Origin of the sequence: Paraclostridium bifermentans (assembly GCF_019916025.1) — a bacterium.
Taxonomy (GTDB): domain Bacteria; phylum Bacillota; class Clostridia; order Peptostreptococcales; family Peptostreptococcaceae; genus Paraclostridium; species Paraclostridium bifermentans.
This window is the reverse complement of the sequence record NZ_CP079737.1, coordinates 2,765,998-2,781,575: the sequence shown is the minus strand read 5'-3', so window position 1 is coordinate 2,781,575 and position 15,578 is coordinate 2,765,998. Positions and strand designations below refer to the sequence as shown.

Annotated in this window: 16 protein-coding genes; 13 read left to right on the top strand and 3 right to left on the bottom strand. The window is 26.3% G+C overall.

Annotated features, from left to right (window positions below; genetic code table 11):
* The first annotated feature begins 25 nt into the window (after positions 1-25).
* Genes KXZ80_RS13460 through KXZ80_RS13435 form a run of 6 tightly spaced genes read left to right on the top strand, consistent with a single transcriptional unit; the run spans position 26 to position 6,238 of the window.
* Positions 26-739, top strand: a complete 714-nt coding sequence (locus tag KXZ80_RS13460; RefSeq protein ID WP_021433939.1) for a glycosyltransferase family 32 protein — start codon at positions 26-28, stop codon at positions 737-739.
* A 32-nt stretch (positions 740-771) separates the two neighbouring features.
* Complete coding sequence (locus KXZ80_RS13455; protein ID WP_021433938.1) at positions 772-1,911, top strand: glycosyltransferase; 1,140 nt, start codon at positions 772-774, stop codon at positions 1,909-1,911.
* Positions 1,912-1,917: 6 nt separating this feature from the next.
* Positions 1,918-2,640, top strand: coding sequence for a WecB/TagA/CpsF family glycosyltransferase (locus KXZ80_RS13450; protein WP_021433937.1), 723 nt, complete (start codon positions 1,918-1,920; stop codon positions 2,638-2,640).
* A gap of 29 nt (positions 2,641-2,669) precedes the next feature.
* A complete protein-coding gene (gene wecB, locus KXZ80_RS13445; RefSeq protein WP_021433936.1) occupies positions 2,670-3,776 on the top strand; it encodes a non-hydrolyzing UDP-N-acetylglucosamine 2-epimerase in 1,107 nt (368 codons plus the stop codon).
* An 18-nt stretch (positions 3,777-3,794) separates the two neighbouring features.
* Positions 3,795-5,282 (top strand): MBOAT family O-acyltransferase, encoded by a 1,488-nt coding sequence (locus KXZ80_RS13440; protein ID WP_021433935.1) that lies wholly within the window; start codon positions 3,795-3,797, stop codon positions 5,280-5,282.
* Positions 5,283-5,296: 14 nt separating this feature from the next.
* Positions 5,297-6,238 carry an SGNH/GDSL hydrolase family protein gene (locus KXZ80_RS13435; RefSeq protein ID WP_021433934.1) on the top strand — a complete coding sequence of 314 codons (942 nt, stop codon included), beginning with the start codon at positions 5,297-5,299 and terminating at the stop codon, positions 6,236-6,238.
* A 115-nt stretch (positions 6,239-6,353) separates the two neighbouring features.
* On the opposite strand, the gene KXZ80_RS13430 is transcribed toward KXZ80_RS13435, so the two are convergent.
* Positions 6,354-7,328: an LCP family protein gene (locus KXZ80_RS13430; protein ID WP_021433933.1), complete on the bottom strand. Its 975-nt coding sequence runs from the start codon at positions 7,326-7,328 to the stop codon at positions 6,354-6,356.
* A gap of 242 nt (positions 7,329-7,570) precedes the next feature.
* Between KXZ80_RS13430 and KXZ80_RS13425 the strand changes: the two genes are divergently transcribed.
* The 3 genes from KXZ80_RS13425 (at position 7,571) to KXZ80_RS13415 (ending at position 9,846) form a co-directional block, all read left to right on the top strand.
* The gene (locus KXZ80_RS13425) at positions 7,571-8,104 is read left to right on the top strand and encodes a PdaC/SigV domain-containing protein (RefSeq protein WP_021433932.1); all 534 of its coding nucleotides are present in this window, start codon (positions 7,571-7,573) and stop codon (positions 8,102-8,104) included.
* A 4-nt stretch (positions 8,105-8,108) separates the two neighbouring features.
* Positions 8,109-8,630 carry an amidase domain-containing protein gene (locus KXZ80_RS13420; protein ID WP_021433931.1) on the top strand — a complete coding sequence of 174 codons (522 nt, stop codon included), beginning with the start codon at positions 8,109-8,111 and terminating at the stop codon, positions 8,628-8,630.
* Between the two features lie 379 nt (positions 8,631-9,009).
* Complete coding sequence (locus tag KXZ80_RS13415; protein WP_021433930.1) at positions 9,010-9,846, top strand: class I SAM-dependent methyltransferase; 837 nt, start codon at positions 9,010-9,012, stop codon at positions 9,844-9,846.
* 100 nt (positions 9,847-9,946) lie between these two features.
* Here the strand turns inward: KXZ80_RS13415 and manA are convergent, their stop codons facing one another.
* Both manA and KXZ80_RS13405 read right to left on the bottom strand, forming a co-directional pair.
* Entirely contained in the window at positions 9,947-10,891 is a 945-nt protein-coding gene (gene manA, locus KXZ80_RS13410) for a mannose-6-phosphate isomerase, class I (protein ID WP_021433929.1), read from the bottom strand.
* A 132-nt stretch (positions 10,892-11,023) separates the two neighbouring features.
* The gene (locus KXZ80_RS13405) at positions 11,024-11,491 is read right to left on the bottom strand and encodes a DUF4358 domain-containing protein (RefSeq protein WP_021433928.1); all 468 of its coding nucleotides are present in this window, start codon (positions 11,489-11,491) and stop codon (positions 11,024-11,026) included.
* A gap of 154 nt (positions 11,492-11,645) precedes the next feature.
* Between KXZ80_RS13405 and uppS the strand changes: the two genes are divergently transcribed.
* The 4 genes from uppS (at position 11,646) to KXZ80_RS13385 (ending at position 15,388) form a co-directional block, all read left to right on the top strand.
* Positions 11,646-12,290: a polyprenyl diphosphate synthase gene (gene uppS, locus KXZ80_RS13400; RefSeq protein WP_021433927.1), complete on the top strand. Its 645-nt coding sequence runs from the start codon at positions 11,646-11,648 to the stop codon at positions 12,288-12,290.
* 72 nt (positions 12,291-12,362) lie between these two features.
* Positions 12,363-13,148 carry an N-acetylmuramoyl-L-alanine amidase family protein gene (locus KXZ80_RS13395; RefSeq protein ID WP_021433926.1) on the top strand — a complete coding sequence of 262 codons (786 nt, stop codon included), beginning with the start codon at positions 12,363-12,365 and terminating at the stop codon, positions 13,146-13,148.
* A 110-nt stretch (positions 13,149-13,258) separates the two neighbouring features.
* On the top strand, positions 13,259-14,995 hold the full coding sequence (locus KXZ80_RS13390) for an Eco57I restriction-modification methylase domain-containing protein (RefSeq protein WP_021433925.1): 1,737 nt from the start codon (positions 13,259-13,261) through the stop codon (positions 14,993-14,995).
* Positions 14,996-15,043: 48 nt separating this feature from the next.
* Positions 15,044-15,388 carry a hypothetical protein gene (locus KXZ80_RS13385; RefSeq protein ID WP_021430017.1) on the top strand — a complete coding sequence of 115 codons (345 nt, stop codon included), beginning with the start codon at positions 15,044-15,046 and terminating at the stop codon, positions 15,386-15,388.
* Positions 15,389-15,578 lie beyond the last annotated feature (190 nt).

Below are 15,578 nucleotides of genomic sequence, written 5' to 3'. Positions count from 1 at the left end.
TACAATAGAAAAAGAGGTGGAATATATGTCAATACCAAAAAAAATTCATTATGTTTGGGTAGGCGGGAATCCTAAATCAAAAGATATACAAAGATGTATGAGAACATGGAAAGAACACTTAAAAGATTACGAGATAATAGAGTGGAATGAGGACAATTTTGATATAGAATCAAATAGATTTGTGAAAGAAGCTTATGAAGCTAAGAAATGGGCATATGTAAGTGACTATATAAGAGCATATGCAATATATAATTATGGAGGAATCTATTTAGATACAGATGTATTGGTAGTAGACAACTTAGAAGAGTTGTTAGATAATAAAGCATTCGTAGGGTATGAAAATCCGGATTACCCATTTACGGCAGTATTTGGAGCTGAAAAAAATCATCCATTTATAAAAAAAATGCTAGACTATTATGATAATATGTCTTTTGAATTTGATGTAAATGATCAATATAAAGCAGTTAATACAAAAACAGTATCTGATATATTAATAGAAGATTATAATTGTAAACTAGGAAATAAAGAACAAATTTTAGCAGATGGGATAAAGGTATATAAAGATAATATTTTATGCAATCCATCTAAAGAGTCTAAAACTATACACATATTTACGGGAACTTGGCTTGAAGGACAAAGTAATTTAGTTAAAAATTTAAATAGGTTCATAAAACTAAGATTGACTAATAAAAATAGACTAAAGATGTATGAAAAATACAGGAATTTAAAATCTAAATAATAAATAAAAAACCTTATGGGGGAGGTGGCATATTGAAAAAAATAACTATTCTAGCATTACATTTAGGATATGGTGGTGTAGAAAAAGCTATATCATCTCTGAGCAATATATTAATAGAAAAATATCCAGTTGAAATAATATCTGTATATAAGTTATATGATAAGCCTGCTTTTTATATAGATGAAAGAGTAAAAATAACTTATTTACTGGATGAATCGTTGTCTCCAAACAAAAAAGAATTTAAAGAAGCTATACATTCAAAAAATATAGTAAATATACTAAAAGAAGGTTTTAAAAGTAGTAAAATTCTGAGACTAAAAAAAATAAAGATGATAGAAGCTGTTAAAAATATTCAGTCAGGGATTGTGATATCTACAAGAGTAGAACATAATGAAATATTATCTAGATTTGGAAGTGAAAAATTAATAAAAATAGCACAGGAACATACACATCATAAATATAACGATGAATATATAAAAAAATTAGTTAAATCATGTGAAAATATAGATTATTTCATGCCAGTATCTGAAGAGCTGACAAAGTTTTATTCAAAGTGCTTTGAAGGGAAAACTATCAAATGTGTATATATACCTCATAGTTTAGATTATATACCTACAAACTCTTCAAATCTTGAAAGTAAAAACATAGTATCTGTAGGAAGGTTGTCAAAAGAAAAAGGATTTGAGGATTTAATAGATGTATTTAAAATTGTAGTAAAAGAAAGAAAAAATTGGATTCTTAATATAATTGGAGATGGAGAAGAAAAAAGATCGATAGAAGAAAAAATAGAAAGATACAATATTTCTCAAAATATTATATTGCATGGATATCAAAGTAAAGAATATATAGGAAAGATATTATTAGATTCATCTATATATGCAATGGCATCGTATGAAGAATCATTTGGAATAGTTTTGATAGAAGCTCAGTCATATGGAGTGCCTTGTATTGCATTTGATAGTGCGAAAGGTGCTTGTGAAATAATTGAAGAAGGTGTAAATGGATACTTAATAAAAAATAGAGATAAGAATGATATGGCAAATAAGATAATTAAACTTATAGATGATTCAGATATGAGGGAAGCTATGGGAAAATCAAGTAAATCTAATTCTTTTAAGTATTCAAAAGAAAATATATCAAAAAAATGGTTTGATTTATTAGAAAGGTTTTAGGAATTTATGATAGATTATATAAAAAAAACGTATAGAGGAACAACAGAAGATTTTTTAAGCGAAATAAAAGAAAACTTATTAAATGATAAAAAAACTTTTATAGTTACAGCTAATCCAGAAACTTTTATGAAAGCTAGAGAAAATTCAGATTTTGACCAAATTCTTAAAAACAAAAATACTACGATAGTAGCTGATGGAATTGGGGTTGTAAAAGCTGCGAAAATTTTAGATGTAAATATAAAAGAACGAATTCCTGGAGTAGAAATAAGCTATGGAATTTTAGAATATGCAAATAGACATAATAAATCTTTATATTTATTTGGGGCAAGTAAAGAAGTAATGGAGCTTACTGTAAAAAAAATAAAAGATTTATATCCAAATATAAATCTTTTAGGTTACAGTGATGGATATGTAGAAGATAAAGATTTAGTTTTTGAAAATATAAAAAAATTATCTCCTGATATAACTTTAGTAGCATTAGGTGTGCCTGCTCAAGAGCTGCTTATAGGTAAGCATATTGAAGATTTTTCTAAAGGTATATTTATAGGTGTAGGTGGAACTTTTGACGTTATGAGTGGTACTGTAAAAAGAGCACCACAAATATTTCAAAAGTTAAATATAGAGTGGCTATATAGAATCGCAGGGGATAGAAAAAGAATGAAGAGATTTTATGATAGTAATGTTAAATTCATTTTTGAAATAAAAAAAATGGCTAAACAAAATAAATAATATAAAATATTATTAGAAAGAGTGACGATATGAAAAAAATCAAAGTAATGACTATATTTGGAACTAGACCAGAAGCTATAAAAATGGCTCCACTAGTAAAAGAACTAGAATCAAGAGAAGAAATTGAAAGTATAGTATGTGTAACTGCTCAACATAGACAGATGTTAGATCAAGTTTTAGAAACGTTTGAAATAACACCAAATTATGATTTAAATATAATGAAGCAAGGGCAGACATTGGTCGATATAACTACAAGAGCATTACAAAGTTTAAGTGATGTAATAGCTAATGTCCAACCTGATATAGTTTTAGTTCATGGAGATACTACGACTACATTATCAGGAAGTTTAGCTGCGTTTTATAATAAAACTTTAGTTGGACATGTTGAAGCGGGACTTAGAACATATGATAAATACTCACCATATCCAGAAGAGGTAAATAGACAAGTAACAGGTGTAATAGCAGATATGCATTTTGCACCAACTGAAATATCAAAAGAGAACTTACTAAGAGAAGGAAAATCAGAAAAAAATATATACGTAACTGGGAATACAGCAATTGATGCTCTAAAAACTACAGTAAAATCAGATTACAATAATGATATATTTGAAAAAATAGGTTCAGATAGAATGATAATGCTAACTGCACATAGAAGAGAAAATTTAGGTGAACCTATGAAAAATATGTTTAGAGCAATAAAAAGAATAACAGAAGAATTTGATGATGTTCAAGTTGTATATCCTATACATTTAAATCCTTTAGTAAGACAAGCTGCAGATGAGGTTTTAGGAGATAATAAGAAAGTACATCTTATAGAGCCACTTGAAGTATTTGATTTCCACAACTTTTTAAATAAATCGTATATAATTATGACTGATAGTGGAGGAATACAAGAAGAGGCTCCTTCTTTAGGTAAACCAGTATTAGTTTTAAGAGATACGACAGAAAGACCGGAAGGGGTAAAAGCAGGAACATTAAAACTAGCGGGAACTGATGAAGAAGTTATATATAACCTTACAAAAGAATTATTAACAAGTAAAACTGCGTATGAAGCTATGAGTAAGGCATCGAATCCATATGGAGATGGGAATGCAAGTAAATATATTGTTGATGCGATAATAGCGAAACTAGGATAGTACTTTGGGGAGGAAACTATGGTATTTAACTCATTTCAATTTATAGTGTTTTTTCCTATAGTTACATTAATATACTTTATAATACCTAGTAAATTAAAATGGATATGGTTGTTAATCACAAGTTACTATTTTTATATGAGTTGGGATCCAAGGTTTGCGATATTAATCTTGATATCAACAGTTATAACGTACTTTAGTGGCATATTAATAGAAAAGGCTAACTGCATTGAGAATGTGGATAAGAGAAAGAAAAATAAAAAAATTTGTGTAGGATTAAGTTTCACATTGAATTTAGGAATATTAGTATTTTTTAAATATTTTAATTTCATACTAGACAATATTAATTTTGTTTTAGAGAAGATTAATATTAGTATGATAGTACCTCAATTTGATGTATTATTACCTGTGGGAATATCATTTTATACATTTCAAGCATTAAGTTACACTATGGATGTTTATAGAGGAGATGTAGAGGTAGAACATAATTTAGGAAAATATGCATTGTTTGTTTCATTTTTTCCTCAGTTAGTAGCAGGACCTATAGAGAGGTCTAGAACATTATTAAATCAATTTAATAAAGATTATTCATTTGACTATGAAAGAGTAAAAAACGGATTGCAGTTAATGATATGGGGAATGTTTCAAAAAATGGTTATAGCAGATAGACTAGCTATTATAGTTAATAATGTATTTAATAACTACAAACAATACAATGGACTTGAAATTATAATTGCAGTAGTTTTGTTTGCAATTCAAATATATTGCGATTTTTCATCATACTCAGATATTGCTATAGGAAGTGCTCAGGTTTTAGGATTCAAGCTAATGAAGAACTTTGATACTCCATACTTCTCTCAATCTATTGCTGAATTTTGGAGAAGGTGGCACATATCTTTAGGAACTTGGTTTAAAGATTATTTATATATACCATTAGGTGGAAACAGAAAAGGAAAACTAAAAAATTATAGAAATATAATGATAGTTTTCCTAGCTAGTGGATTATGGCATGGGGCTAGTTGGAATTTTGTAATATGGGGATTTTTACATGGTATATATCAAGTTATAGGTAAAATAATGAAGCCATTTAGAGATCGAGCTGTGGAAATTTTGAGTATTGATAGAAGTAGTTTTGGTCACAGACTATACAAGGTTATTGTTACTTTTATTTTAGTAGATTTTGCTTGGATATTTTTTAGAGCCCCAACGCTTAGAGACTCTATGGGTATAATAAAAAAAATGTTTTATTTTGATCCATGGATTTTAATCGATGGAAGTATATATAATTTAGGATTAGATCAAAATGAAATTAAAATAGTTATAATTTCATTACTAATTTTATTTTTAGTAGGCTTAATGAAAAGAAGCTTTAACATAAGAGAAAAAATAAATAGACAAGGTATTTTATTTAGATGGATAATATATTATGTTGCTATATTTTCTATACTTATATTAGGTGTGTATGGTCCTGGATTTAGTGCTCAACAGTTTATTTATTTTCAATTTTAGGGAGACGGAATTTAATGAAAAATAAATTTTTAATGAAAAGTATTATTTTTTTTGTTATATTTAGCCTTATATTTGTATATAGTTCTAATATATTAAGATCTAAACAATTAAGTAAACCATGGGATTTTAGCATGACTACAAGTGGTTTTTATAATGAAAAAAGAAATACACTAGATGTTTTAGCGTTTGGATCAAGTCATGCGTATGCATCTATAAATCCTATAGAGATATGGGATAAAACAGGTATTCAATCATACGTTTTAGCTACGTCAAATCAGCCTATATGGATAACTTATTATTATATGAAAGAAGCTTTGAAATTTCAAAAACCTAAAGTTATGATATTAGATGTGCATATGATTGTAGATTATGATAAGGAGTATGGAACTGAAGCTATGAATTATACTGCACTTAATGAAATGAAGTTTTCAAAAAACAAAGTTGATGCAATACGAGCTAGTGCTCCTAAAAAAGATAGAGTTTATTATTATTTTGATTTGTTTAAATATCACTCAAGGTGGAAAAATCTTTCTAAAGATGACTTTGATTTAAGTTATAAAAATAAAAAAAATAAAGATAAGGGTATGATTTTTTTAGATGGAACAAAGCCTATTAAAGATTATAAGTATCCAAATACAAAAAAAGCTAGACTTCTGCCTAAAAAAACAGAATTATATTTAAATAAAATTATTAAATTAGCAAATGAAAATAATATAAAGCTTTTATTAATAAAAGCTCCTAATAACCCGAATCAAGAATATGTGGAAAGATTAAATACAGTAGAGAATATTGCAAAACGAAGTGGTGTTTCTTTTATAAACTATAATAAAATGTATAGAGAATTGAGACTTGATGAAGAAAAAGATTTTTATGACCCAAGACATTTAAACTACATAGGAGCTAAAAAACTTTCAAATCATTTAGCTAAATATCTAAAGGAAAATTATAATTTATAAAAAATTTATAGAATTATATATCGGATAGCATTAAAGTTATATAAATTGAATTAAAAAAATTAATTAATAAAAAAGAAGGCTTATTCATCTAAGGAATAAGCTTTCTTTTTTATATCTATTCACTTATGCTTGGTTTAAACTCAACATCATTAAATATAAAATCATGCAGTATAGGTAAGCATTTATCTTCATCATATCTCCAAACCCAACCAGCATGGCCATAGCTACCACCAGTACTATATTGTTCCATTGGAAATTCTAATGATTTTACATTTGAAATGCCTATACCTAAGACTGTAGTTCCAATTGCAAGCATCTCGGTCGGCTTCATATTTGTTTTTATATAAGGTAATATAGAGTTAAGTAACTCAGGATATTTAGTTACTGATAAGTTTTTAACTCCAGACATCATACCTTCAATAAGAGATCTTTGTCTTCTATCTCTCTCTAAAGCGCTATCATTTTTTCTAATACGTCCATAAGCTAGAGCTTGGTATCCATTTAACTTTTGATTACCAGAATTATTTACATACTTTATTTCACCTTTTTTAGGGTTTGTGTTAAACTCGTAGCATTCAGGAATAAATTTATTTAATTCTGAAATTTCACTAGATTTAACATCGACAACAACTCCTCCTAAAGTGTCAACTATATCCATGAATGAGAAGAAGTCGACAATAGCATAATTTTGAATATCTAGTTTGAAATTACTTTCTATTGTGTCTATTAGCAATCCAATTCCACCGTATGCAAATGCTGCATTTAATTTAGCATCGCCATGACCAGGAATGCTAACATATGTATCTCTAGCTAGAGAAGTAAGCTTTAAACTTTTATGCTTATTATCTATAGTAAGAATCATCATAGAATCAGATCTAGAAGCCTCCTTAGTAGTTCTTCCATCAGTTCCAACTAATAAAATATTAGTTATACCATCTTCTGACTTATAATTTGTCTTATTAAGCATTTTTGTATCAGCAGAATTATCATACATGCTATCTAACTTAAAGTATAAGTACCCAAAAGCACCAGCTGGCAATAGTATAACTAGTAACAAAAGTGCAATAACGAATTTTTTTAAATTCGACAAAATAATCCCTTCTTTCTACTTTTTTTAGCGTACAACTAATTATATTAAACTATAAACAGATATTCAATACTATAAATATTACAAAATATATAATAAATTTGACAAAAAATTAATATATAAAAATATATATGATTATATTAAACGATAAACATAATTTTAATACTAAAATATCAGAAAAATATAACACAATTTAGAAAATGAGCATACATAATAATATACTTAAAAGACAGGAGGCTATTTTGATGCTAAAAATAGAAAAATCATATATAGATGAGGAGTACGAAAATTTAAACTGCATAATAGAATATCCTGTAATAACAAATTTAAATAATAATTCATTCATAGAATATATAAATAAGAAAATATACGATGATATATTAATTTTTAAGGAAGTTTCAGAAGAAGAATATATGTATTCTAGCTATAATACAATTATTCTTGTAGATTTTAAAGTACATCTTAATAAAAACAATATAATTAGTATATCTATAATATTTTCGGAACTATACAATTCTAACAAAATAATAAATTATATAAATACTTATAATTTTGATCTTAAAAGAAAGAGAGAATTATTAATAGAAGATATTTTCAATAAAGCAGAGCTTATAAATAAGAATATAGACCAAAAATTTTATATAACAAAGGACTACGCATCTATAGTATTCTCTTCATATGAAAATAAAGATACATGCGATATAGATGAAATTAAAATTAATTTTAAAGATAATGAAAGTGACATATCAAATTACATTAAAAGTTATATAATGGAGTGACAATATGAGATTTCTAAATGAATATGATAGAGAATCAGCAGTTGATTATGCTAGAACGTGGGCTTTATACAGAAACCCTAAATATAAAGACTATGACCCATGGGGAGGAGATTGCACAAACTATATATCTCAGTGTATACATGCAGGGGATATACCTTTTGATCATGAGGGTAAGGATATAATGCACCAATGGTATTGGTATAGTGATTTTAGTAGAACTCCAACTTGGACGTCTGCGGATGCATTTGGTAGGTATGTTTTAAATAACAATAAATATAAAACCGAGAATTACGGTATATATGCAGTTTTAGCAGATTATGATGAATTAGAAAAAGGAGATTTAGTTCAATTAATATATCAAGGTAGTGCATATCACACAATGATAATAAGTGAAGTAATATTAGATGATAGAAACTATTTATTAGATTATTTAATTTGTCAGCATACAGAAGATTTGATAGATTTTCCTTTAAGCGAAAAAGAAGGAGAGAGAAGATATATAAAAATACTTGGATATTATAAATAATCAAATTGAGATAATAAAAATTTAAATAAGAATTATGAACCTTGTTTTGAAGATAATTATATTTAATATGCAAAAACTTAACTATTAATTATTTTTATTTTCAAATATAGGTTTGTAGTTATTTAAAGTATAACTTAGATTTAATATGTATGAACTATTGATTTATATCTACATTTGTTGATACTTTTGACTTTAGAAATTTAAAAAATCAAATTGTATATTTAAAACTTAGTATGTATGGACCTATGAAAAAATTAGCTTATTTTTATAAGAACTATATGGAAATAATTAACAAAAAAGTTAATTATATACTATAATAGTACTTAAGTATTAGGGAAAATAATAGAAATATGTTAAGTAAATAAACAAGGAGATTTTTATGATTAACACATGTATTAAATTGAATAAATTCTTTAAGTTACCAAGTCATCCATTTAATTTAAGTAACAATGGAGAAAAAACATATCAAGAATGGCAATATGAAAAAGGACTAGATACATTAAAATTTTATTTAAAGAGCACAACTATTGATAAAATGTTTAAAGATAAAAAGGTACTAGATATAGGGTGTGGAGCTGGAGGAAAAACTGTTTTCTATGCATCTAAAGAAGTTGAGAGTATTGTTGGATTAGAGATATTGAATAAATATGAAAAAGATGCTAGAGATTTATCTGAAAAATATGGTGTAAGCCAAAAGTTTAAATTTATTTGTTGTGATGCATCTAAAACACCATTTCCAGATGAAAGTTTTGATACAATAATTATGAATGATGCTATGGAGCATGTAGGAAATCCTGAAAAGGTTTTAGATGAATGCTATAGAATTTTAAAAAAAGGTGGTAAATTATATTTAAACTTTCCTCCGTATAATCACCCGTATGGGGCGCATTTAAGCGATGCTATAGCTATACCATGGGTTCATTTATTTTTTAGTGAGAAAACTCTTATAAATACATATAAAGAATTAGTAAAAGATTTACCTGATGGGAATGAGCGAATTGAATTCAGAATAAGTAAAAAAACAGATGAAACTGAATATTTTTCGTATATAAATAAAATGACAATAAAGAGATTTAATAATATAATAAAAAACAGTAGATTTAATGTAGAATATTATAAAGAAGAACCCTTGAGGAAGATATTTAAAAATATTTCAAGAGTTCCTATATGTAAAGAATATTTAGTTAAGATGGTAGTTTGTATTTTGGGGAAATAGAAAGTTAAGTTTAATTTACTTTACTTTGTATATTGAATCAGAACTTATAATTTAAAAAAGGGATGCATATGTATTAAAATAAATATGCATCCCTTTTTAACTACATATGAGAAATTATTAATTGTAGATTACCTATTAGTTTAAATTCCCCAAAGTTATTAGGTAATATAAAGTTATCGCCTTTATTTAAACTATATTCATTTGAGTTTGATACTAGTTTTCCGTCACCATCTATTACACTATATAATTCGAATGGATTATCTTGAGTGGAACTATATTCATTAAAAACATCCAATTTATGAACACTAAAAAACTCATTGCTTACAAATGTTGTAAGTTTAAAGTTATCGTTTTCAAGAACCTTATAATTAGATTTGTTTTCAATATGAGGGACTGTAGTAACAGTTATAGACTTATCAACATGAAGATCTCTTTTATTCCCATTAGAGTCAATTCTATCATAATCATAAACCCTATAAGTAGTATCAGAATTTTGTTGAGTTTCTAACACTAGAGTTCCTTTGCATAAAGCATGGATTGTTCCGCTTGGAACATAGAAAAAGTCTCCTTTGTTAACTCTAACTCTTCTAAGTAAATCACTCCATTTATTATTTGAAACCATGTATTCCAATTCTTCTTTAGATTTAGCATTGTGTCCAAATATCATTTCAGCATCATCATCGCAATCTATTATGTACCAGCATTCAGTTTTACCCAATTCTCCATTTTCGTTTTTATTAGCATATTCATTATCAGGATGGACTTGAACTGATAAATTATCATTAGCATCTAATATTTTTGTAAGTAATGGAAATTTATCTCCAGGCATATTTCCAAATAGTTCTTTGTGATTAGACCATAAGATAGATAAAGTCATCCCCTTAAACTTTCCATTTGTAATCTCGCAATCTCCATTTTCATGAGAACTTATAGCCCAACACTCGCCTGTATTTTCAGAGGGGATTTCATAGTTAAACTTATCTCTTAATGTAGTTCCTCCCCATATTCTGTGCATAAATAATGGTTTTAAAAATAACGGTTCCATGAATACCCTCCTAAAATTAAAATAATATATCTAAAGTGATTATATAACATATTTAATAAAAAAAACAACAAGACTTAGATTTACACAAATGAATAAAAACTAACTAATAGAATAAGTTAGATACATTAAGCATTACTGCTGAATAGTATTTAAAATTACATTTTCAATCTCATCAGCGTTTGGAGTAGCTATAAAATATACATAGTTACCTATTGTTTTCAATATTGAATTTGATACACTTTCCATATTATCTTCTCCACCATATCCGTCAGCAAATAGTTTTAGTGAATTATTTTTATATTTTTCTAAAGCTTTAATTATAACTTCAGGATTATCAGTTTTAATAACTATGACATCTCTTAATTTAACATTTATCATAGCACTTAGCATAAAGCCTTCGTTAATATCATTTTTTACAGAACTAAGAGCATGGAATTCTGAAGCGGGAATATCATTTAAAGGATCTACGTCTAAAAGATTATTTTTTAATATAGCATCTTTAATTTCACTTACAGGTACATCTTTAATATCTGATTTAGAAGAGCAACCTACAAGTAAAAAAGTAAAAAGTAAAAAAACTAAAAACAAATTTTTCCTCATATAATACCTCCGAATAAAAATATATTTATAGTTTACTATAAATACAGTAAATAATGGAGTTATTTTATTGAAAATTTAAAAAATTTTAATAAAATGCTTTAAATTGTGTAAAATTTCTATATGTGTCAATAATTCACATCAAGAGGTGATTAAAATGAGAATTCCAAAACATGTAGGAATAATACCAGATGGAAATAGAAGGTGGGCTGAATCTAATGGGCTTACTAAAGACAAAGGGTATGATAATGGACTAGACCCAGGGCTTGAAGCATACAGGGTATGCAGAGATATAGGTGTAGATGAAGTTACATTTTATGGATTTACTACGGATAATACAAAGAGACCTGCACCCCAGACCAAAGCTTTTACTGATGCGTGTGTAAATGCAGCTAAGATGTTAGTAGACGAAGGAGCATCTTTACTGGTTATAGGAAATACGAGTTCGCCGATGTTCCCAAAGGAATTAATTCCATACACTAGTCGTACAGAGGCTAAGGATGGGCAAATAAAAGCTAATTTGTTAGTTAACTATGGATGGCATTGGGACTTAAACACATTATCTACGGCTAAAGGAAATAATAAAAATAATATACATGAATACATACAGTCTTTTGATATATCTAGATTGGATTTAATAATAAGATGGGGGGGAAGAAGAAGGCTAAGTGGTTTTTTACCTGTACAATCTATATATGCAGATTTTTATGTTTTAGATGATTACTGGCCAGACTTTAAACACAACCATATACATGAAGCGATAAATTGGTATAGCAAACAAGATATTACTTTAGGAGGATAACCTTAGTTGTATTGAAAATATAATCAAAAAATGCTAAAATTAACCTGAATTATATAGTAGAAAGGTGGATATATGGCAAATAAGAAAAAAACTGTAAAAAGAAAAAGAATAAAAAAATCAAGACTATTAATTTTAGTATTTTTAATATTGGCAGTTATATTTTCGATAATATTTGGATTTAAAAGTTTAACTGGGTCAATAAAATCTGATAAGCCTAAAATAGACTCAAATAAAACTGATGAAAATACCCAGGAAAATGCTGGAATTGAGCATCTAAATTTAGATAATGATAAATCAAAGAAAAAAATAAAAATTTTAATAGACCCTGGACATGGAGGAAATGATGTTGGATCGAAAGGTGTTAATGGGACCCTAGAAAAAAATATATCTTTAGGAATTGCAAAAAAAGTAGCAGGAAATTTATCTCAATATGAAGATTTAGAAATTGTTTTGACAAGAACTGAAGATACATATGCTTCTTTAGATGAAAGAAGTAATATTGCTAATGAGCAAGGTGTAGACATGGTTGTTTCAATACATCTTAACTCAGAAAGTGGAGGAAGGTCTGCGTCTGGAACAGAAACATACTATCAAGCAAATAATATTGAAGGTTCAGAGCAGTTAGCTAAATCAATACAAGATACAATCTGCTTATATTTAAATACTAGAAATAGAGGGATTTATCCTTCAAACTTAGAAATATTAAGAGAGACAGAAATTCCAACAGTTCTAGTAGAAGCTGGATTTATAACTAATAAAGAAGAAGAAAAAAAACTTAATAACGAAGCATATCAAGATAAAATGGCAGAGGGTATAGCTCAAGGAGTACTAAGATATATAGATTCCAAATACAAATAAAAAGAAGTATATAATATATACTTCTTTTTATTTGTATTTAATTATATATTAATTAATTCAAACTTTGATATAATGGTAGCTAGAAAGTGTATTTTCTAGGGGGAAGTTATATGGAGATTCTAAATTGTAATAACTACTATTTATCTGATTTATATGAAAATAGTTTAAGTGAAAATGAAAAAAAAGCTTTGGGGATTTATTATACTCCTAAATATGTAATAGATTATATTGTTAATAAAATTTTGACAGAACATGATTTTAACAAGAATCCATCTCCTAAGATATTGGACATGTCTTGTGGGTGTGGAAATTTTTTACTAGAGGTATATGATGTTTTGTATAAAAAGTTTGAAGTTATTAAAAATGATCTTAATATTGAAAATATACATGAACATATAATTAAAAATTGTATATATGGTATAGATATAGATCAAAATGCAGTAAATGTTTTGAAATATTCTTTGAGGAATAAAGAGATAGATTCATCTACTGATAAATTTAATATATACTGTTTTGATAGTTTGATGTATGAAGGAATAGATGATACTTTGAAAGAAACATTCTGGGGTGAGAAGTTTGACTATATAATAGGAAATCCTCCTTATATAGGACATAAAAATTTGACTATGAAATATAAAAAGCAATTAATAAAAAATTATGGTGACGTATATAAGGATAAGGCAGACATCTATTTTTGTTTTTATAAACGGATAATTGACTTACTTAAAAAAAATGGAGTTGCAAGTATAATAACTCCAAGATATTTTTTGGAAAGCACAAGTGGAGAAAATTTAAGAAACTATATCATTAATAATGTTAAAATTAAAGAAATTATAGATTTCAATGGATTTAATGTATTTAAAAATGCAAATGTAGCAAGTTGTATATTTACAATGGAAAAGTCAAAATATATAAATTCGAGTTTTGATTTTTATAGGATTACCAACTATAGTATTAAGTTAAAATATATAGATGATATCAAATCAACTCTAAAGTTTAGTGACTATTTTACTAAAATAGATATGAATCAAAGTGATATGAGTGAAAAGTGGATTATAGATAAAAAAGAAAATGTAAACTTATATAACGTTATAGAAAAAAGCTGTAAATATAAGCTAAAAGATATATGTATAAGTTTTCAGGGAATTATAACTGGATGTGACAAAGCATTTGTTATAAAAAATAATGAAATACAATGTAATAATATAGAAAAAGATATAGTGAAAAATTGGATTAAAAATAAAAATATTAAGAAATATTATATAGAAAAAAGTGACTTAAAACTTATATATAGTGATGATATAAATGATATAAATGATTATATACAATCTGTAAAATACATACAAAATTATAAAAATAAATTGCAAAATAGAAGAGAATGTAAGAAAAATACTCGCAAATGGTATCAGTTACAATGGGGTAGAGATAAATTAATGTTTGAAAGAAAAAAGATAATGTACCCATATAAGTCAAATGAAAATAAATTTGCTATTGATGAAAATAATAGTTTTTGCAGTGCTGATGTATATTCGTTTTGTATAAAAAAAGAGTATGAAGAAGAATTTTCATATGAATATTTATTAGGATTATTAAATTCAAAGATATATGATAATTATTTTAAGGTGTTTGCAAAAAAGATGGGTAAAAATTTGTATGATTATTATCCGAACAAAGTTATGGAAATAAGTATTTTTAAAGATGAAAATTACTTAGAAATAGAAAAATTATCAAAACAAATTATAAAAAATATTAAATTTGATAATAAAGTAAATGAAGAGATAAATTATTTACAACAAGAAATAGAAGAGCTAATAAAAAAATCATTAAATCTAAATTCACTAAATTAAGTATATATACATATATTCATAGTAAATGTATTTTACAGGGGGGAAATTATGATATATACTCAGGTTTTAGGTGAAAATAGTAAAGTGTATATAAAAGTTAATGGATATTTAAATAGCAATGAAATAAAAACGTTTGTAAATGATTATAAAGATAAAATAAAGGGAATAAAAACATCTAAGTATAATTTAATAATAGATGTAGATCCATTTGATGCAGATAATTTTTCTGATATTAAAAATGTTTGTATGATGTTTTATAAAACTGGTTATAAAAAGATATATTTAATAGATCCTAATAACTATATAATGTCAAATATAAAGCTAAATCCCATAGAGAAAAAGATGTTCTTAAAAGTAGTAAAAATAGTAAATAGTGATTTAGATGTGAAATAGTAAAAATAGTAAATTTTGCATATTTAATTTAATGAAATGCTAAAAATACAAGCTTCCATGTTGTTTTTAGAATCTAACATAAAATTAAAATTGAATAAATATTATAAAAAAATATAATTTTTACTTGAAATAGGGAGAAACTTGTAATATATTTGTTTTTAGGAAGATATATCTTTATAACTTATATAAG